The sequence below is a fragment of the Polaromonas sp. P1_F2 genome (genome assembly GCF_056405735.1).
In genome coordinates this window covers 279,051-298,702 of record NZ_JBFUBN010000001.1, presented here as the reverse complement: position 1 = coordinate 298,702, position 19,652 = coordinate 279,051, and the positions used below count along the sequence as shown (strand labels likewise).

General features: G+C 64.9%; 11 protein-coding genes. 5 read left to right on the top strand and 6 right to left on the bottom strand.

Annotated elements, in window-relative coordinates; all coding sequences use genetic code 11:
• Positions 1–71 precede the first annotated feature (71 nt).
• Positions 72–689 (bottom strand): TetR/AcrR family transcriptional regulator, encoded by a 618-nt coding sequence (locus AC1D0O_RS01430; protein ID WP_477651769.1) that lies wholly within the window; start codon positions 687–689, stop codon positions 72–74.
• A 109-nt stretch (positions 690–798) separates the two neighbouring features.
• Between AC1D0O_RS01430 and AC1D0O_RS01425 the strand changes: the two genes are divergently transcribed.
• On the top strand, positions 799–2,259 hold the full coding sequence (locus AC1D0O_RS01425; protein WP_477651768.1) for an efflux transporter outer membrane subunit: 1,461 nt from the start codon (positions 799–801) through the stop codon (positions 2,257–2,259).
• A gap of 680 nt (positions 2,260–2,939) precedes the next feature.
• Here AC1D0O_RS01425 and AC1D0O_RS01420 read toward each other — a convergent pair.
• Positions 2,940–5,117, bottom strand: coding sequence for a response regulator (locus AC1D0O_RS01420; protein WP_477651767.1), 2,178 nt, complete (start codon positions 5,115–5,117; stop codon positions 2,940–2,942).
• On the bottom strand, positions 5,114–11,143 hold the full coding sequence (locus AC1D0O_RS01415; RefSeq protein ID WP_477651766.1) for a hybrid sensor histidine kinase/response regulator: 6,030 nt from the start codon (positions 11,141–11,143) through the stop codon (positions 5,114–5,116). Before AC1D0O_RS01415 ends, AC1D0O_RS01420 begins: the two co-directional genes overlap by 4 nt.
• A gap of 294 nt (positions 11,144–11,437) precedes the next feature.
• Here AC1D0O_RS01415 and AC1D0O_RS01410 point away from each other — a divergent pair, with 294 nt between their 5' ends.
• Both AC1D0O_RS01410 and AC1D0O_RS01405 read left to right on the top strand, forming a co-directional pair.
• On the top strand, positions 11,438–12,166 hold the full coding sequence (locus AC1D0O_RS01410) for a hypothetical protein (protein ID WP_477651765.1): 729 nt from the start codon (positions 11,438–11,440) through the stop codon (positions 12,164–12,166).
• A 115-nt stretch (positions 12,167–12,281) separates the two neighbouring features.
• Entirely contained in the window at positions 12,282–13,196 is a 915-nt protein-coding gene (locus AC1D0O_RS01405; protein WP_477651764.1) for a hypothetical protein, read from the top strand.
• 256 nt (positions 13,197–13,452) lie between these two features.
• Here AC1D0O_RS01405 and AC1D0O_RS01400 read toward each other — a convergent pair whose 3' ends face one another.
• Positions 13,453–13,779 carry a hypothetical protein gene (locus tag AC1D0O_RS01400; RefSeq protein WP_477651763.1) on the bottom strand — a complete coding sequence of 109 codons (327 nt, stop codon included), beginning with the start codon at positions 13,777–13,779 and terminating at the stop codon, positions 13,453–13,455.
• 59 nt (positions 13,780–13,838) lie between these two features.
• On the bottom strand, positions 13,839–14,264 hold the full coding sequence (locus AC1D0O_RS01395) for a response regulator transcription factor (protein WP_477651762.1): 426 nt from the start codon (positions 14,262–14,264) through the stop codon (positions 13,839–13,841).
• A 261-nt stretch (positions 14,265–14,525) separates the two neighbouring features.
• Here AC1D0O_RS01395 and AC1D0O_RS01390 point away from each other — a divergent pair, with 261 nt between their 5' ends.
• Positions 14,526–14,828 (top strand): hypothetical protein, encoded by a 303-nt coding sequence (locus AC1D0O_RS01390; protein WP_477651761.1) that lies wholly within the window; start codon positions 14,526–14,528, stop codon positions 14,826–14,828.
• A gap of 102 nt (positions 14,829–14,930) precedes the next feature.
• The gene (locus tag AC1D0O_RS01385; protein WP_477651760.1) at positions 14,931–17,105 is read left to right on the top strand and encodes a catalase; all 2,175 of its coding nucleotides are present in this window, start codon (positions 14,931–14,933) and stop codon (positions 17,103–17,105) included.
• Positions 17,106–17,125: 20 nt separating this feature from the next.
• Here the strand turns inward: AC1D0O_RS01385 and AC1D0O_RS01380 are convergent, their stop codons facing one another.
• On the bottom strand, positions 17,126–19,642 hold the full coding sequence (locus tag AC1D0O_RS01380; RefSeq protein ID WP_477651759.1) for a penicillin acylase family protein: 2,517 nt from the start codon (positions 19,640–19,642) through the stop codon (positions 17,126–17,128).
• Positions 19,643–19,652 lie beyond the last annotated feature (10 nt).

Sequence of the window (19,652 nt, the reverse complement as noted above, 5' to 3'; positions counted from 1 at the left end):
AAAACAGACAGGATTTCATTTTGATACTAGTGACCAATATTGTCAATAGTCACAATCAAAGTAGCGCAAATTCAGCGGGACAAGCTGCGCAGCACCAGGCTGGACAGCTGCGCCGGCGCGTCCTCGGTGTAATCAAAGCTGTACTGCAGGAGCAGCGGGTTGAGGTAAGGGCGCATCACCAGGTAGATCGCGGCGGCCGTTTCGTCGAGCGGCGTCTTGCGCTCGAATTCCTCGGTTTCCCTCCCCTGGCGCAGCACATCCTGCAGCAAGGCCTGGATGCGACTCTCAAAGGCACGCACCGCTTCCCAGCGCCCGGTGGCGGCGGAAGCCGCGATGTCGTAGAGCTTGCGGTCTTCAAAGAACAGGCGAAGGCTGGACTCGACGATGGTCTTGAACATGCGCCGCAGCTTCTCCGGCGGGCCGTCGACGGCATCGACGGCGGTCCTGACGTCGGTTTCTATCTCGCGCAGGCAATTCGCGCAGATAAGTTCGCCAATGGCCTGCTTGGATTCGAAGAACTTGTAGATGTAGGCCTTGGAAAAGCCGATGGCCTTGGCGAGGTCGGAAACCGTGGTCTTTTCGTAGCCGTAGAGGCGGAAATGCTGGGTCGCGGCCAGCACGATCTGGTCCCGCACATCGTGGTCGGCCGGGCCTCGGGCCGGAGCCGCATTGGTGCTTTCTTTACTCATGTCCACAGCTTACCTCTTGCCAGCTATTTGCACAACGAGTGACCATATTGTAATATAGTCACATTAGATTCAGCTCAAACTCCCTTTTTCACTTTGCGGAAGCTGCCCCATGCTACTCAAACGCACTTTCATCATCCTGGCCATCGCGAGTCTTTCGGCGGGCTGCGCTGTCGGGCCCGATTATGTCCGGCCCGAAACGCCCCTGCCGGACCGCTACCTGGGCCAGAAGGCGCTTGAACAGCGCCATGCCAGCGCCGTCGCCGATGCCATCGTCTGGTGGGAAGGCTTTGGCGATGCACAGCTCACCCGCTTCGTCAGGCTCGCGCTCGAGCAGAACCTAGATCTCGCGCAGGCGTCCGCTCGCGTCACCCAGGCCCGCGCAGGGCTGGGGGCGGCCGATGCCGCCTTGCTGCCATCCGGCAACCTCAGCGCCCAGGGGACGCGGGCCTACCAGTCGCTTGAAACGCCCTTGGGGCAGGTCTTGAATTCACGCCCCAATTTCGACCGCAACGGCAGGGCTTATGAGGCCAATCTCGGCGCAAGCTGGGAGCTGGACCTGTTCGGCGGCTTGCGCCGCGGGCGCGAAGCGGCGCTTGCCGACTACCAGGCTTCGGAGGCCGGCGCGGCGGCGGTCCGCCTCGCGGTGGCGGCGCAGACGGCCGACATCTACATCAGCATTCGCGGGCTGCAAACCCGCGTCAACCTTGCGCGCAGGCAAGCGCAGACGCAACAGGAACAGCTCTCCATCATCCAGCTGCTGCACGGCAAGGGCCTGGCAGCCGAGCTCCAGCTGCGGCAGGCCGAGGGCGCTCTGGCCCAGGTGCGGGCGTCGGTGCCGGTCCTCGAAGCGGGACTGGAGACTGCCATGAATGCGCTGGACGTGATGCTGGGCAGCTCACCCGGTACGCACCGGAATGAGCTGGCGAATTCCGCCCTTATCCCGGCCGCCCCGCAGATCGCCTCAAGCGGCTCACCAGGTGATTTGCTCAGGCGCCGGCCCGACCTGATCGTCGCCGAACGCCGCCTGGCCGCATCAAACGCCCGTATCGGCATGGCGATCGCCGAGTATTACCCCAAGCTCTCGCTGAGCGGGCTGGTCGGCAGTGCGACGGCGATGCCCGGCGGCAGGCTGTTCACCAGCAGCTCAAGCCAGGCCGCCGGCGTGCTGGGCCTGCGCTGGCGCCTGTTCGATTTCGGCCGCATCAACGCGCAGATCGACCTGGCCAAGGGCCAGGAGGCCGAGGCGCTGGCCGCTTACCGGCTTGCCGTGCTGCGCGCGACCGAAGACGTGGAAAACGCATTTTCGTCCCTTGTAAAACGCGAGGACCAGGCCGCCCTGCTCACCCAGGGTGTGGACTCGCTCGGGCTGGCGAGAGGGGCTTCGTTCGCGGCCTACCAGAAAGGGGTCGTCAGCCTCGTAGAAGTCTTGCAAGCCGACGAGAACCTGCTGCGCGCCTCCGATATGCGGGCACAGGCACAAACCGAATCCGCACGCGCGGCGGTCGCGGCTTTCAAGGCGCTGGGTGGGGGCTGGCAACTCGGGGCGCCCGAAGCGCTGGCGGCCAGGTAGCGACTTCGGCCGCCAGCGCGGCCTGGCTGGACGGCTCTTGCTCCTTGCTCCGGCCTTTGCGCTTCTGTTTTCTCTGCTGAGGGTTGCTGGCCGGGGGTTGCCCGGCAGCAACTCACTTTTCTTTTGCTTCGCCAAAAGAAAAGTAAGCAAAAGAAAAGGCGACCCTGGTTGCTGCGTCCCTCCGCTGCGCTACGGGCAACCTGCGGTGCTCGGTCCAGACGGGGTCTCGCTAAACTCGCCTTCGGCTCAGACAACGCGATCCCTGATCCGCCTGAACCTGCGCTCCTCGGCGCATCCACAAGGGGTGGGGAGGGAATACCAATACTTAAGAAACAAGGACTCGCCGTGGCGAGTCCTTGTTTGTATTTGTCTTCTTTATCTTCTTTGTATTTCTGTCTTCTGTTCCCGCTCCCGCTCCCGATTGCCCCGTCCTGGCTGGGCCGAGGAGCGCAGAGACAAGCGGATCAGGGCCGGCGTTGTTTGAGCCGAAGGCGAGTTTAGCCGGACCCCGCTTGGCTCGAGCACCGCAGGTTGCCCCGTAGCGAAGCGCAGGGGACCCAGACTGCGGGTCGCCTTTTCTTTGCTTACTTTCTTTTGGCGAAGCAAAAGAAAGTGAGTTGCTGCCGGCAACCCCGGCCCCGGAACCCAAACCAACATCAGCGCTCAGAACACCCAAAGAACTAAACCCCCTCCACCAAGTTCCGAGCCCCGGGCGGCTGCCCCACAAGCGACAGCAAGAAATCGATATCCGCCGGCTTGACCACATGATGATCAAACCCAGCCCGTTGCGACCGCTGCCGACTCTCAGCCTCCCCATACCCCGTCAAGGCAATCAACAGAGCATCTTTGGATTCAGGCCGGCTACGCAATTGGCGCGCCACCTCAAACCCGTCCATGCCAGGCAGGCCGATGTCGAGGATGAGCACGTCGGGCCCGAACTCCTGGGCCACCGTGAGCGCCGCCGCGCCGTCGTTCGCGATCCTCACCACATAGCCTTCGAGCTCCAGCAAAACCTTGAGGGTGTCCGCCGAGGCAGGCAAGTCGTCGACGACCAGGATTTTGCGGGAGGCGGCCGGCACCGGCCTGGCGGCTTTCGGCATCAGGGCGGCGGGAAGGGCCGCGCCCTGCGCTGCAAGCTTGGCCGGGAAGGACACCGTGATGCGGCTTCCCTTGCCGCGGCCTTCGCTATACGCCTCGACTGTGCCCTGGTGCAGGTCCACCAGGTGTTTGACGAGCGTGAGGCCTATGCCCAGGCCGCCCTGGGCGCGGTCCAGCGCCTGGTCGCCCTGGGCGAACAGGTCAAAGATGTGCGGCAGGAATTCGGCGTCTATGCCCTGTCCGGTGTCGGAGACGGTGATAAAAATGCTGTTGCCCTTCAGCGACGCGTCCAGGGTGATCGTTCCTTCCGGATCGGTGAACTTGGAGGCGTTGTTGAGCAGGTTGGACAGCACTTGAGACAGGCGCACCAGGTCGCCCTGCAGGAGCACGGCCTCGTCCGGGAGGGCTACCGTGAGCCGCTGCTGCCTCGCGGCCAGCAAGGGGCTGCTGGCTTCGACGGCGCGCTCGCACAGAGTGGCTAGCAGCAGCGGCTCCATGTGGACGGTCACCTTGCCGCGCACGATGCGCGAAACGTCCAGCAAATCGTCGACCAACCGGGACATGTGGTCGACCTGGCGTGCGATCACGTCGCGCGCCCAAGCCACCGTCGGGTCGGCCACCTGGGCCCCGTTGATGATGTGGACCGCGTTGCGGATGGGCGCCAGAGGGTTGCGCAACTCGTGTGCCAGCATCGCGAGGAACTCGTTCTTGCGCCGGTCGGCCTCTTGCACCAGCGTGTAGAGCCTGGCGTTTTCCATGGCGATGGAGGCCCGGCCCACGACCTCGCTGAGCAGCGCGGCATCGGCCTGCGCGAAACCGCCGGCCTTGCCGAAGAGGATGAGCGCGCCCAGTTGCTGATCGCCGGCGACCAGCGGGCAGACGGCCATCTCCTCGTGGTCCGGCGGCAGTTCCGGCCAGGCCGGCAGCGGAGCGGACGCCGCCGGTGCCGCGCACAGGTCCATAGCGGTCAGAAACTGGATGTCGCGCGAGAGCATGGCGCCACGGACCACCGCGGCCATGGCCGGGCTCAACTCGCGGTGGCATTCGAGCAAGACCGGGCCCAGGGTGGGATCGGCATCGCCCGCGATTTTGAGGCAGCGGCAGTGCAGTTCGCCATGGTCGTCCAGCAAGGCGACGGCGGCCATGGCGCCCAGGCCCGGCACGGCGATGTCGGCCAGGGCATGCACGGTGGCCTCTATGTTGAGGGACATGGACAGGCGCTGGCTGGCCTCGGCCAGGTAGGCGGCGCGGCGCGTGGCCTCTTCCGCCGCGGTGCGGGCCGCCTCAGCGCGTGCCAGCGCCTCGCGCTCGACGGCCTGCTGCTGCAGCTGGCGATGCATGCGGTGCAACTCGACGAAGACCTTGACCTTGGAGCGCAGCACGCCGGGCACGACGGGGGTCGAGATGTAGTCGACCGCGCCCAGCTCGTAACCCTTGGCGGCCTGCATCTCGTCCACGTAGGCGGTGATGAAGAGGATGGGCGTCTGCGAGGTTTTCTTGTACTGCCGGATCAGGCTGGCGGTTTCCAGGCCGTCGATGTCGGGCATGTTGACGTCGAGCAGGATGACGGCGAAGTCCATCTGCAGGATCAGGCGCAGGGCCTCGCGGCCGGAACGGGCGCTGACCAGGTTCTGCCCCAGCTCCTCGAGGATGCTGCCCATGACGACGTGCTTTTCAGGCAGGTCGTCGACGATCAGGATGTTGACGGTATCCGGATTGAGCATGGTTGCCGGCTCCTGCGGCATGAGGACAGCGCTCATCGGGGCAACCAGGCGCGCAGCACGGCCAGCAGGTTTTCGGTATTGACCGGCTTGGACAGGTAGTCCCAGGCGCCGGCCTCTATGCATTTCTCGCGGTCGCCCTTCATGGCCTTGGCCGTGACGGCGATCATGGGCAGGCTCTTGCCGGCCGGCAGCTTGCGGATCTCCTGCATGGTGACCAGGCCGTCCATCACCGGCATCATGATGTCCATCAGCACCACGCTGAGCTGCGGGTCGGAAGCGACCTTGGCGATGGCGTCGTGGCCGTTATCGGCCCAGACGATGTCCATGCCCTCCTCTTCGAGCACGGTGGCCAGGGCGAAGATGTTGCGCATGTCGTCGTCGACGATCAGCACCCTTTTCCCGGCGAGCGATTTGTTGGCCTCGTGCAGGGCCCTCAGGGTGCCGCGCTGCTTTTCGGTCATGCGTGCCTCTGTCAGGTGCAGGGCATGCATGGCCTGGTCCAGCACCCGGGGGATGGACCTGGCCTCGCGGAACAGGAAGCCGTCGCGGGACTGCCAGGCCGGCTGGTGCAGCGCGTCGATGGGACCGTCACGCCAGACCACCACGGGCAGCGGCCCGAGCGCCCGGCGCTCCGGCGCGGCACGGCGCATGCCCTCGAATCCCTCGGTCAGGGAGGCATCGTCGGTGACGACACATTCAAAGCGGGTGAGGTCTTCGGCCTTGACGCCGGCCAGCGAGGCCACGGCGGTGCACTGCACATGGCTGTGCTGCAGCATGCCGGTGACCTCGCCGCGCAAGACATCGTCCTTCAGGGCGACCAGCATATGCCGGACCGAGCGCGACACATAGCGGTGCAGCTGCTCCAGCATCTCGTCAAGCACCTCCTTGGACGGGATCGGTTTTTCGATGAAGGCCATGGCGCCCGAGCGGTAGGCGCGGTCCTTGGAGTCGTCGGTGGAGATGACGCAGACCGGGATGTGCCGGACGCCGGCGTCCTGCTTGATGCGCTCGAGCACGCGCCAGCCTTCCATGTCCGGCAGGTGCATGTCCAGCGTGATGGCCGAAGGCTTGTACTCCGCCGCCAGCGTCAGCGCGCCGGCGCCCAGCGGGGTCACCAGGCCCTTGAAGCCCTTGGCGCGGGCGGCGTCGAGCAGGAAGCCGGCGAAGGCCAGGTCGTTTTCCACGATCAGCAGCACGAAGTCGCCGGGCTGTATGGCATGCCGGTCGTCGGCGGCTTCGTTGGCCAGGGCGCTGGCGTCCGCCGCCAGGACGGCATCCTCAAAAGCCGGTTCCAGCTTCTCGAAGCCGAGCCGGATGGGCGCGCTGGCTTCGATGCGCTGTTCGGCGCTGCCGCCGGGCTTGCGCGCGCCGCGCGGCGAGGCGTAGACCAGCGGCAGGTAAAGCACAAAGCTGCTGCCCTCGCCGGGTGCGCTGGACAGGCGAATCTCGCCGCCCAGCAGGCGCGAGAGTTCGCGGCTGATGGCCAGGCCCAGGCCGGTGCCGCCGTATTTGCGGGAGGTAGAGCCGTCGGCCTGCTGGAAGGCTTCAAAGATGATCTGCTGCTTGTCGGCGGAAATGCCGATGCCGGTGTCGGTGACGGAAAACGCCAGCACCTGCTGGGCGCGGTTGAGTTCCTCGTTGTCCGGGCTCCAGCCGGTGAAGGCTTCCTCGATGGCCAGCGCCACATGGCCCTGGTGCGTGAACTTGAAGGCGTTGGACAGCAGGTTCTTGAGGATCTGCTGCAAGCGCTTGACGTCGGTCACCATGGACACCGGCAGCTGCAGGCCGGTGGTGATCAGGAAGTCCACGCTCTTGGCCTCGGCGACGTGGCGGAAAGTGCGCTCCACATACATCTGCAGGTCGGACAGGCGCAACTCGTTGACGTCCACCACCACCGTGCCCGACTCGATCTTGGACAGGTCCAGGATGTCGTTGATCAGCATCAGCAAATCGTTGCCGGATGAATGGATGGTCTTGGAGAACTCGACCTGCCTGGCGGTCAGGTTGCCTTCGGAGTTCTTGCACAGCTGGTCGGACAGGATCAGCAGGCTGTTGAGCGGCGTGCGCAGCTCGTGCGACATGTTCGCCAGGAACTCGGACTTGTACTTGGAGGTCAGCGACAGCTGCTTGGCTTTTTCTTCGAGCGCCTGGCGAGCCTGCTCGACCTCCTGGTTCTTGCGCTCCACCTCGTCGTTCTGCTGGACCAGCAGGTGGGCTTTTTCCTGCAGCTCCTCATTGGTCTGCTGCAGCTCTTCCTGCCGGCTTTGCAGCTCCTGCGCCAGGGACTGCGACTGGGTCAGCAGGTCCTCGGTGCGCATATTGGCTTCGATCGTGTTGATCACGATGCCGATACTTTCGGTGAGCTGATCCAGGAAGGCCTGGTGCGTGGGGTTGAAGCGCTCGACCGAGGCCAGTTCGACCACGCCCCGGACCTGGCCCTCGAAAATGATGGGCAGCACCAGGATGTCCATGGGCGCCACTTCGGTGAGGCCGGACGATATCTTGAGGCCCTGCGGCAGCGAGGAGGTCAGCAAGATCTTCTGCTTGTCGAACGCGCACTGGCCTATCAGGCCCTGGCCCAGGTCGATTTCCTTGCCGTAGGCGCCCTGCCCGTCCGAGGCATAACTCGCCATCAGGCGCAAGCGCGGCCTTTCATGGGTGTAGCTGAGCACGTAAAACTCGGCCTGCTGGGCGCCCACCACGGGCGCGAGCTCCGAGAGGATCAGGTGGCCCACGGCTACCAGGTCTTTCTGGCCCTGCAGCATGCGGCTGAACTTGGCCAGATTGGTCTTGAGCCAGTCCTGCTCGGTGTTGACCTGGGTGGTGTCCTTGAGGTTGCGGATCATTTCATTGATCGTGTCTTTCAGGGCGGCCACTTCGCCCAGCGCTTCCACGGTGATGGAACGCGTCAAGTCGCCCTGCGTCACGGCCGTCGCCACTTCGGCAATGGCGCGCACCTGGGTCGTCAGGTTGGCGGCCAGCTGGTTGACGTTTTCGGTCAGGCCCTTCCAGGTGCCGGCCGCGCCCGGCACCTTGGCCTGGCCGCCCAGCTTGCCTTCGACGCCCACCTCGCGCGCCACCGAGGTCACCTGGTCGGCGAAGGTGGCCAGCGTGTCGGTCATGCCGTTGATAGTGTCGGCCAAAGCGGCGATTTCGCCCTTGGCCTCCACGGTCAGCTTGCGTTCCAGGTCGCCGTTGGCCACGGCCGTCACCACGCGCGCAATGCCGCGCACCTGGCTGGTCAGATTGCCGGCCATGAAGTTCACGTTGTCGGTCAAGTCCTTCCAGGTGCCGGCCACGCCCTGCACGTCGGCCTGGCCGCCCAGCTTGCCTTCGGTGCCCACTTCGCGCGCGACACGCGTCACCTCGGACGCGAAGGAGCGCAGCTGGTCCACCATGGTGTTGATGGTGGCCTTGAGTTCCAGGATTTCGCCCTTGACGTCCACCGTGATCTTCTTGGACAAGTCGCCTGCCGCCACAGCCTTGGTCACGTCGGCGATGTTGCGCACCTGGGACGTCAGGTTGCCGGCCATGAAGTTCACGTTGTCGGTCAAGTCCTTCCAGGTGCCGGCCACGCCCTGCACATCGGCCTGGCCGCCCAGCTTGCCTTCGGTGCCCACTTCGCGCGCCACCCGTGTCACTTCGGAGGCAAACGATCGCAGCTGATCCACCATGGTGTTGATGGTGTTTTTCAGCTCCAGGATTTCGCCTTTGACGTCCACCGTGATTTTCTTGGACAGGTCGCCGGCCGCCACGGCCGTCGTCACCTCGGCGATGTTTCGCACCTGAGCAGTCAGGTTGGAACCCATGGAGTTAACCGAGTCGGTCAAGTCCTTCCAGGTGCCGGCCACGCCCTGCACGTCGGCCTGGCCGCCCAGCTTGCCCTCGGTGCCCACCTCTCGCGCCACACGCGTCACCTCAGAGGCGAACGATCGCAGTTGGTCCACCATGGTGTTGATGGTGTTTTTGAGTTCCAGGATTTCGCCCTTGACGTCCACCGTGATCTTCTTGGACAGGTCGCCGGCCGCCACGGCGGTTGTCACCTCGGCAATGTTGCGTACCTGGCCTGTCAGGTTGGAGCCCATGGAGTTGACCGAGTCGGTCAAATCCTTCCAGGTACCGGCCACGCCCTGCACGTCGGCCTGGCCGCCCAGCTTGCCTTCGGTGCCCACCTCGCGCGCCACACGCGTCACTTCTGACGCAAAGGAGCGCAGCTGGTCCACCATGGTGTTAATGGTGGCCTTGAGTTCCAGGATTTCGCCCTTCACGTCCACCGTGATTTTTTTGGAGAGGTCACCGGCCGCCACGGCCTTGGTCACCTCGGCGATGTTGCGCACCTGGCCTGTCAGGTTGGAGCCCATGGAATTCACCGAATCGGTCAAATCCTTCCAGGTGCCGGCAACACCCTGCACATCGGCCTGGCCGCCCAGCTTGCCTTCGGTACCGACCTCGCGCGCAACCCGCGTCACTTCGGAGGCGAAAGAAGACAGCTGGTCCACCATGGTGTTGATGGTGTTCTTGAGCTCGAGAATCTCACCTTTCACGTCCACCGTGATCTTTTTGGACAGGTCACCGGCCGCCACGGCCGTCGTCACCTCGGCGATGTTGCGCACCTGGCCTGTCAGGTTGGAGCCCATGGAGTTGACGGAATCCGTCAAGTCCTTCCAGGTGCCGGCCACACCTTGCACGTCGGCCTGGCCACCCAGCTTGCCTTCGGTGCCCACCTCGCGCGCAACCCGCGTCACCTCGGACGCGAAAGAGGACAGCTGGTCCACCATGGTGTTGATGGTGTTCTTGAGTTCGAGGATTTCGCCCTTGACGTCCACCGTGATCTTCTTGGACAAGTCGCCTGCCGCCACGGCCTTGGTCACGTCGGCAATGTTGCGCACCTGGGATGTCAGATTGCCGGCCATGAAGTTCACGTTGTCGGTCAGGTCCTTCCAGGTGCCGGCCACGCCCTGCACATCGGCCTGGCCGCCCAGCTTGCCCTCGGTACCCACCTCGCGCGCGACGCGCGTCACCTCGGAAGCAAAGGACCGCAGCTGGTCCACCATGGTGTTGATGGTGTTCTTGAGTTCGAGAATCTCGCCTTTCACGTCCACCGTGATCTTCTTGGACAGGTCGCCGGCCGCCACAGCCGTCGTCACTTCCGCAATATTGCGCACCTGCGCCGTGAGGTTGGACCCCATGGAGTTGACCGAGTCGGTCAAGTCCTTCCAGGTGCCGGCCACACCCTGCACATCAGCCTGGCCGCCCAGCTTGCCCTCGGTGCCCACCTCGCGCGCCACCCGCGTCACCTCGGCCGAGAAGGTGCCGAGCTGCTCCACCATCTTGTTGATGATCATCGCGGTGCGCAGGAACTCGCCTTCCAGCGCCCTGCCCTCGGCCTCCAGCGCCATGCTCTTGGACAGGTCGCCCTGGGCTACGGCGCCGATCACGCGCGCCACTTCGCTGGTCGGGTGGACCAGGTCGGCGATCAGGGAATTGATGGACTCCGCGGAGTCGCGCCAGAATCCCGTGGCGTCGGGCACAAAGGCCCGCTCCTTGAGCCGGCCCTGCTTGCCGACCACGCGGCTCAGGCGTTCCAGTTCACGCGCCATGCGCACGTTTTCCGAGACCACGTCATTGAAGGCATCGGCGACCTTGCCGGGCACGCCGGTCCAGTCTTGCGGCAGACTGGCGCGCGCGTCGCCTTTTTTCAGGTCGGTCAATGCGGTCAGCACCACCTTGGTCTGCTCCGTCACCGTGTCGGCTTCGTCGAGCACGGTGTTGATGGCCATCGCGTTCTGCAGCCAGAAGCCCGAGAGTTTTTCCTCGGGCAGGCGCCGGCTGGCGCGTGTTGACAGGCGGGACTTGGATGCCAGGCCTTTGCAGCGGCTGGTGGTCGCCGTCGTCATGGCCGACAGCTGGTTGAATTCGGCGGCGATCTTTCCATAGACCCCGTCCCACTCCGTTGGGAGTGTCACGCCGGATTCACCGCGCCTGAGCGCGCTCAAAGATTTGAGAATGGACTTCAATTCGGTGTCGCGCTCGATCACCGAAAGCTTGGCTAGAGCCTCCATATCATTCATCCTGTATTGGCGGTAACTTTTTGTAGAAACGGGTGCCGAGATTACTCGCGAAGATTCAGAATGACAACCAGATATCGCACTATTTACTTAACGGCGAAAACAATCTGCGGCGCGCCCGTCACAGCCTCACAACTGTAGGCTTTGGCTTACATAAATTCTTTTTTGACCGCTGTATATTTTGTGGTTACGCCTTGAAAATATCGCAGCGAGATGTGTTCGTTGCGCGGCGTGGGCCCTGCAGATTTGGCTGCAGTTTTTGTGAACCTTTTCATTGGCACCAAAACCATGAGCGCTCAGTCCAGCAGCACGGCAGAACAGGCAAGCGGATTGCAACGAGGCGAGGCGGAAGCGGCGCATTACGCGCTCCTGCGGCGGCTGGCCCCGGTGATACGCCACAACATGGCAGGGACATTGCAGCCCATTGCCATGGTGGCGGCGATGCTGGAGCGGCGCCTGCAAAAAGCCGACCCCGACCCGGAAGCGCTCCTCAGGAACGCGCGCGACATCGTGGCGCTGTCCAAAGAGGCGGCCGCCTCCTGCGCGGATTTGATGAGCTGGCTCGCGCCCAAGGACAACCGCCCGGTCAGGGCCGATGCGGGCATCGCGGAATGCGTGGGCATGGTGGTGACGCAGCTCTCGTTCAGGGGTTTTTCGGTGGGCGACAGCAGCGGCAGCATCGCCGCGCAACTTCCCCAATCGGCGCTGCGCAATGTGCTGACCGCCTCGCTCATAGGCCTGGCCGATGCGGCTGCCGTGCCCGGCAAGCTGCTCATCAGCGCCGGGTTTGCGGAAGATGTTCTTTCGATACATATCGAGCTGAAAATGCCCGAGGTCCCCGAGCCCGTGCGCGTGGTGGACAAACCCCCTTACCGCCTGCTGGAGTGGCACGATGTGCAGGCCCTGGCCCGGCAGGAATCCGCCCGCCTGACACGCGGGGAAAACCGGCTCACGCTGCAGTTCGAAGCCTCCGCCGCGAAAGATCCTGAGGCGCTGGCGGAGACCGTGCAAGCCTGAGCGGCCCGCCATATTTCCCCGTGCGTTTCCCCTTCGCTTCACGCTTGCGGCGATTGCATGTAGGACGAGGGAGCATCCGCGAAGAAGGCCTTGTCTGCACTGGCAAACTGGGACCATGAATCCTTTTCGACGACGTCTTGGGCGCCTTGCGCTGCTGTGCGGGCTGGCGCTTTGCGCATCTCCTTTCCCGGCTGCCGTTCAAGCGCAGCAGGCGCCCGCCGCGAGCGCGGAATCCAGCGCACCGGCCCTGCTCGAAAAACACGCGGCGCTGGCCGGGCAGCTGGCGCAGAATGCCTACCGCAGGCCGCTGTTCCTGGAATCATCCGAAGGCGCCAATGCGGTAACCGGCAGCGCCTACGCCGTGCTGAATTCGCCTTTTGCCACGGTCAGCGCCGCCTTCAAAAGCCCCAGGCGCTGGTGCGAGATGCTGATACTGCACATCAACACCAAATACTGCCACGCCAGCACGGACGAGAGCCCCAGCCAGCTGAACATGCACGTCGGCAAAAAAACCGAGCAGCAACTGGAAGACGCCTTTGCGCTCAAGTTCAGCTACCGGCTGACCGCGAGCACGGCTGACTACCTGGCGGCACAACTGGGCGCGGACAAGGGCCCGCTGGGCACCCAGAATTACCGCATCGAGTTGCAGGCGGTGCCGCTTCCGGACGGCAAGACCTTTATGCACTTGCGTTACTCCTACGGTTACGGCGTCGCCAGCCGCCTGGCCATGCAAGGCTACCTGGCCACGGCCGGCAGCGGCAAGGTGGGCTTCACCCAGGTGCGGCGCGGCTCCACCAACGCCTATGTGGACGGCATGCGCGGCACCGTGGAGCGCAACACCATGCGCTATTACCTGGCCATAGAAGCCTACCTGGCTTCACTCGACAAGCCGCCGGCGCAGCAACTCGAGGCGCGGCTGCAACACTGGTTCGACGCGACCGAACAGTACGCGCGCCAGCTCCATGAGCTGGACAAGGAAAGCTACCTGGTCATGAAGCGCGCCGAATACCAACGCCAGCAAGCGTCCTGACTTCCTCTAGGTGGCTTGCGGCGGCACGTTGATGCCGGGTTCCCGAATGGGGAGCGTGGGTTCCGGCGGCGGGGGATCGGTGATCTCAGGAGGCGTGCCGGGCTCAGGAGGAATGATCAGCGGCGGAACCTCGTTCGGCACGTGAATACCCGGTGTTCCGGGTGGAGGCTGGGGAACGGGAACGTGAAGATGCAGGGGCATAAAAATTTCCTTGGATTTCCGTGAATTTCCTTGAGTCGGGGGCCCCGCCCCGGCCTCATTTCAGCCGGAACGAGCGCAAGGGCTGGAGCCGGCCGCGCAGCCGCGAGCGAAGGACCAGCATGGCCAGTGCGCCCGCCGCGGCGGCCAGCAAGGCCGACTGGCAAGGCCGGGCCGCGACATGGGCACCGACGGCCTGGGTGAATGAAGACCTGGTGCGGCCGCCGTTGCGGGCAAAAGTGGGAGCCTGGCCGGACAGCGGCCGCGGCATCGCGGCGCCGTTGCCCTGCCCTTCCACCAGCACCGCCTCTTCCGCCGTCTGGAAAACGCCGTCGTCAAGCCGCCGCGGTCTGGTATCGAGAGGCTGAGCGGTGGGCGTGCTCATGGTCCGGTCCTGGTGGATGCGGTGGTTGCTGTGGTTGCTGTGGTTGCTGTGGTTGCGGCTTACGCGGACTGCAGCGTGGAGGCCCTGGAGTCGTCGTTCGCCGCGGGATCCAGTTTGCGGCTCTGGGTCAGGCAATAGGCCAGCAGGCAATCAATTTCCGTGGACTTGTCGAAGACCGCATCCACGCCCAGTTCGGCGCAGCGCATGCGCATCTCGCGGGTGGCGTAGTTGCTGAAGACCACGATCTTCTGGGCGGGTTTTCGGTCGCGGCAGGCCTCGAGGATCCTGAGGCCGCTGCCCTGTTTGAGGAACAGGTCGACGATGGCCAAGTCCCACTGGGCGGTGTGGCGCGTCAACCATTCGGCGCCCTCGTCTTCGGTTTCGCAGGTGCCGACGGCTTCAACCGGGGCCAGTTCTTCCAGCGTGCTGAGCAGGTTGTCGCGGATGGTCGGATTGTCCTCAACGAGGTAGGTTCGCATTTTCATGATGTGTGCCAATCCGCAACAGCGGCAAATATGGATGGAATGTTCATCAATTTACGCGGCAGGTTCACGCCTTGATGCCGGAAGGTTGAGCGTGCCCATGTAGGAGAAAGGCCAACGGGCACGCAAAAGCCGGAACGAACGCCGGTGGTCGCGGGGCGGTAAGCGTCGTCTTACGCAAGGAGCAGAAAGGCCTTACACCGGCCACCGGCATCGGGCTACCACCCCGGCGGCCGGGCGCCCCTATCGTCCATGCAGCACCTGATGACGATTCACCCACCACAGGAAACCACCACCATGAAGCTGATGGCCGGACTTTTGACAGGCATGGCCGCGGGGCTGCTGACCGCCTGGCGAATCCATGCCAACCCCCGCGATATCGACCTGCTCCACGCTTTCCTGACGGTGCTGGTCTGCGCGGCGGGCCTGTTCCTGGTGTCCATGGCCTTGCCGGACAGCATCGCGGAAATCCTGCAGGAGTTCATGGCCTGGTGCCTGGCCGGCACGGTCGCCGCGCTCGGCCTGCTGGCCTCGGTGAAGGTCCTGGAAGGCCTGCTCGACAACTGATCGCCACGCGGGAGCGCTTCCCGGTGTTTCGCCCTTACGTCCTGTAACCGCCCGTGGCCCCAAGCCCCCAGGCGGAGTTTCTTTTTATCACAAGGATTTTTCATGCCGCCCTCCAAGCGCAGCACTTCCCCCCCTCACCGGAACACGGACGGCGCCAAAGACAAGAAGACCCAGCTCGAGAGCTTCACCACGGGCATCGCCCCAGTGCTGACAACCAACCAGGGCCTGCAGTTTCCCGACAACCACAACTCGCTGAAAGCGGGCGTGCGCGGCCCGACCCTGCTGGAGGATTTCATCCTCCGCGAAAAAATCACTCACTTCGACCACGAGCGCATTCCCGAGCGCGCGGTGCACGCCCGTGGCGCGGGCGCGCACGGCTATTTCAAGCCCTACAAGTCCATGGTGCAGTACACCAGCGCGGGCTTTTTGCAGGACCCGGATGTGGAAACGCCGGTCTTCGTGCGTTTTTCCACCGTGGCGGGCTCCAGGGGCTCGGCCGACACCGTGCGCGACGTGCGCGGTTTCGCGGTGAAGTTCTACACCGCCGAAGGCAACTACGACCTGGTCGGCAACAACATCCCGGTCTTCTTCATCCAGGACGCCATCAAGTTCCCCGACCTGATCCATGCGGTCAAGCCGGAACCGCACAACGAAATGCCGCAAGCGGCCAGCGCCCACGACACCTTCTGGGATTTCGCCTCGCTGATGCCCGAATCCACGCACATGCTGATGTGGGCCATGTCGGACCGCGCCGTGCCGTGCAGCTTTCGCATGATGGAGGGCTTTGGCGTCCATGCCTTTCGCTTCATCAATGCGCGCGGTGAATCCTTTTTTGTGAAGTTCCACTGGAAACCCAAGCTGGGCGTGCACGGGCTGGTCTGGGACGAGGCGCAGAAGATCGCCGGCAAGGACCCGGATTTCCACAGGCGCGACCTGTGGGAGGCGATTGAAAGCGGCAACTTCCCGGAGTGGGAACTCGGCGTGCAGATCGTCGACGAGGGCAAGGAAAGCGAGCTGGGCTTCGACATCCTTGACCCGACCAAGCTGATCCCCGAAGCACAGGTGCCGGTGCAGCTCATCGGCAAGATGGTGCTCAACCGCAACCCGGACAACTTCTTCGCCGAAACCGAGCAGGTCGCCTTCCACCCCGGCCATCTGGTGCCCGGCATCGATTTTTCCAACGACCCATTGCTGCAGGGCCGGCTGTTCTCGTACACCGACACCCAGCTGTCGCGCCTGGGCGGCGCCAACTTCCATGAGATCCCGATCAACCGGGCCGTGTGTCCCATGCACAACTTCCAGCGCGACGGCATGCACCGCCAGGCCATCGCCAAGGGCCGGGTCGCCTACGAACCGAACACGCTGGGCAGCGGCGCCGAGTACCGGGTGGACGGCGGCGCGCAGGGATTCCAGTCCTACCCCGAGCAGCTGGAGCCGCCGAAAATCCGCCGCCGCAGTCCTTCCTTTGACGACCATTTTTCGCAGGCCGCGCTGTTCTGGAACAGCCAGAGCGCGCCGGAAAAAGACCACATCGTGGCGGCCTTCCGCTTTGAGCTGTCCAAGGTGGAGGTGCCTGACATTCGCCAGCGCATGGTGGACAACCTGGCCCATGTGGACCTGAAACTGGCCGCGCGCGTGGCGGCCCCTCTGGGCATCAAGCCGCCCGACGCCAAGGCCGCGGCCGGCAGGCTGGGCTTTCGCGACCATCGCATCGTGGTGAAGGTGGAAGAAGACCCGGCCCTGCGCATGGTGGGCCGCCCGGGCGGCAGCGCCAAAACGCGCAAGGTGGCCATCCTGGTGGCCGACGGGGTGGAGGCCGCCGCGCTCAAGCGCCTGCAGCAGGACCTGCTTGACGCCGGCGCCCAGTGCAAGCTTGTGGCGCCGCAGCTGGGCACGGTCAGCACCTCCTCGGGCCGGCAGCTCGCGGTGGACCACACCTTCAGCAATATGCCCTCGGTGATGTTTGACGCCGTGCTGATTCCGGGCGGAAGCGAAAGCGTTGCCACCCTGGGCGCCATGGGCGAGGCGGTGCACTTCGTGCTGGAGGCTTACAAGCATTGCAAGACGATTTGTGCAGTGAACGACGGCGCACAGCTGCTGGCCACCCTGGGCTTCAGCCTGGGCAGGGACCCGGAAGCGGTCGGCGTGCCCACGCCCGGCGTCATCATCGCCGACGCGCGCAAGGTGGTGGACGGCCAGGTGTCGCAGGATTTCCTGGCGGCGATTGCGCTGCACCGCCACTGGGACCGGCTCAACGTGGATGCCATCCCGGCCTGACGCGGCTTCTACGCGCGCCTTCAGGGACGCAAGGTGAGCTGGTGCGCGAAGGCCGGTGGGTTCATCTGCAAGGGCCGGTATTGCACGGCGGCCCAGCTGTCCCGCATGTCGCGGTAGCGGCCGGAAAACACCAGGCCGCTCTGCCCTGTCTGGTAGATGAAGCGTGAATTTTCCGGGTCGCCCATGTCGTAGACGGCGCGCAAGGACGCCGCCTGTCGGTTGGCAAAGGGCGTGGCATCGCCCGTGGCCCAGTACTGGCCTACATTGATCGTGAAGGTGTCGCCGCCGCTAGGCACGCGCACGTCAAACCAGGGCGCGAGCCAGGCCACGTTGCCGAAGGGCTTGTGCGCCGACAGCGCCGGATGCGCCCTGCCCCAGGTCCAGCTGCCCACATCGGCGCCGTAAGCCACCTGCAAGCGGTCGAGCGCACGCAGCAGCGCCGCCGCCGATTGCGCCCCGCAGCCTGCCGCACCGCACCAATTGCCGTCCTGGCGCTGCAGCACATCTTCCAGCGTGCTCCTGAAATGGCGTTTGCCATAAAGCGGCCTGAACGTTGCCTCGCCGAGCTTGCCGCCCACAATGCCGCGCGTGAGTTCGTCGGCCCAGGCGGCGAACACCAGCGGCGCGGCCTGGTCGGCGCGCATGACACCGTCAAAGCCGGCCATGGCCTTGCGCGCGGCATCGGCCAAAGGATGGTTCACCGGTTGCGCCAATGTTTTTTGCAGGAAAGGCAACAACTTCACCGTGGCCGGTGACAGCTGGTCGGCCTGTATTTTTTGCATGGATGCCACGTCGTGCCTGGGCGTGGCAGCCAGCAGCTGCTCGATGCGGTCGTGGCGGTAGGGCACGGTCCAGTCCTGGCCCATGAAGAAGGGATAAGCCGGCGGCGTGATGCGCTGGTTGGCCGTGGCCCACCAGCCCCGGGCCTCGATGGCGGCGCGGCCTGCCTCGGGCGTTTGCGCGTAAGGCAGCCAGCCGGCCCAGTCGTAGCGGGCATCCCATCCCGGCGAGGGGGCGATGCCGCGAATGTCGTTGTCGGGTTTGCGCAGCGGCACCTTGCCGGCGGCCTTGAAGGCCACGCCGCCCGCGACGTCGGCCGTGACGACGTTTTGCATGGGCGAGTGGTAGGCCGCGAAGGCGTCCACCAGTTCCTGGGCCGACTGGGCGCGGTTGGCCCGCAGCCCGGCCAGCACCGTCTGGTTGTCGGCGTCGAGCGCGCTCCAGCGCAGCGCGAGCACGTATTTGCGGGTGTCGAGCAGTTCGGCATGCGATTTCTGCACGTCGCTGAGCACCGGGCCGTGGCGGCTTTCGCGCACATCCAGCAACACGTCGGGCTGGCCCTTGACCTTGATGGTTTCGCGGCGGGTCTCAAAGTCGGCCCAGGCCTCAGCCTTGGAAGCACCGGCGGACGGGATGCGGTACTGGCGCGGGTTAGCCGGGTTGACCTGCTCGAGGTACAGGTCCTGCACATCGGGCGCGGTATTGGTAAAGCCCCAGGCCATTTTCTGGGTGCGGCCCATGACCACAAACGGCAGGCCGGGCAAGGTCGCGCCTATGACGTCCAGCCCGGTGTCATTGCCGCCGGCGGGCGCCTGCAGGCGCGCGAAATACCAGACGGCCGGGGCCGACAGGCCCAGGTGCGGGTCGTTGGCCAGCAGGGGCTTGCCGCTCGCGCTGTGCGCACCGGCCACTACCCAGTTGTTGGAGCCCTTGCCTTCCACCTCGCCCAGCGCCCCGGCCCAGCCGTTGATGCCTTGGGCCATGGTGACCGTTGCGGGGGCCGGGCGGCGGCTTGAAACTTTTGGGGTGGCGGGAAGGTCGGTGCGGTACACGCCGAGATCGGCGTAGAGCTTGCTGAAATCCGCCCTCGAGGCCGGCTGCTCGCCGGGGTATGGCGGAAACAGCTGCCAGAGTTCGGGGGTCTTGAGCACGCGGGCGGCGGACAGGCGGGCGAATTCGGTGCCCCAGTTGCCGCTCAAATCCAGCGCCATCATCAGCGACCAGGCCAGGCTGTCGGTGGGCGACCAGGCCACGCCCGAGGCGCCGCCGGGCTTGACGCCCAGGATGTGGAACTCGGGGGACAAGGCCTGCGATGAACCGGCGTAAAAAGCGTTGATGCCCTCGCTGTAGGCCTGCATGGCCTCGCGCCCCTCGGCGGGCAGGCCCTGCCATTGGCGTTCGGCGGCGCGCGCCACGCCCAGCGTACGCAGCAGCTTGTCGGTGTCCAGCGTGGCCGGGCCGAACACTTCGGAGAGCTCGCCGTGCATCACGCGCCGATTGAATTCCAGCTGCCAGCCGCGCTCCTGGGCATGCACATAACCGAGGGCGAACCAGGCGTCGCGCGGCGACTGGGCCTTGATGTGGGTGACGTCGGCCGCATCGCGCGCCACGCTCACGCGGGCCCGCAGGCCAGCAGCCTGCAACTCGCCGTCCAGCGCGGGTGTGGCGCGATAGATATAGATGCCGGCCGCCGCCGCGGCGAGCAGAAGCAGCGCAGCCAGGGCGGCAAGAACGCGTTTGAACCAGACCAAGATCATGTTCCCATCA

What these genes read in the sequence shown, in the direction of transcription:
- AC1D0O_RS01420 (WP_477651767.1), bottom strand. Translation starts at nt 5,117, where the DNA reads ATGAGCGCTGTCCTCATGCCGCAGGAGCCGGCAACCATGCTCAATCCG.
- AC1D0O_RS01425 (WP_477651768.1), top strand. Translation starts at nt 799, where the DNA reads ATGCTACTCAAACGCACTTTCATCATCCTGGCCATCGCGAGTCTTTCG.
- AC1D0O_RS01400 (WP_477651763.1), bottom strand. Translation starts at nt 13,779, where the DNA reads ATGAGCACGCCCACCGCTCAGCCTCTCGATACCAGACCGCGGCGGCTT.
- AC1D0O_RS01390 (WP_477651761.1), top strand. Translation starts at nt 14,526, where the DNA reads ATGACGATTCACCCACCACAGGAAACCACCACCATGAAGCTGATGGCC.
- AC1D0O_RS01395 (WP_477651762.1), bottom strand. Translation starts at nt 14,264, where the DNA reads ATGAAAATGCGAACCTACCTCGTTGAGGACAATCCGACCATCCGCGAC.
- AC1D0O_RS01385 (WP_477651760.1), top strand. Translation starts at nt 14,931, where the DNA reads ATGCCGCCCTCCAAGCGCAGCACTTCCCCCCCTCACCGGAACACGGAC.
- AC1D0O_RS01405 (WP_477651764.1), top strand. Translation starts at nt 12,282, where the DNA reads ATGAATCCTTTTCGACGACGTCTTGGGCGCCTTGCGCTGCTGTGCGGG.
- AC1D0O_RS01410 (WP_477651765.1), top strand. Translation starts at nt 11,438, where the DNA reads ATGAGCGCTCAGTCCAGCAGCACGGCAGAACAGGCAAGCGGATTGCAA.
- AC1D0O_RS01415 (WP_477651766.1), bottom strand. Translation starts at nt 11,143, where the DNA reads ATGGAGGCTCTAGCCAAGCTTTCGGTGATCGAGCGCGACACCGAATTG.
- AC1D0O_RS01430 (WP_477651769.1), bottom strand. Translation starts at nt 689, where the DNA reads ATGAGTAAAGAAAGCACCAATGCGGCTCCGGCCCGAGGCCCGGCCGAC.
- AC1D0O_RS01380 (WP_477651759.1), bottom strand. Translation starts at nt 19,642, where the DNA reads ATGATCTTGGTCTGGTTCAAACGCGTTCTTGCCGCCCTGGCTGCGCTG.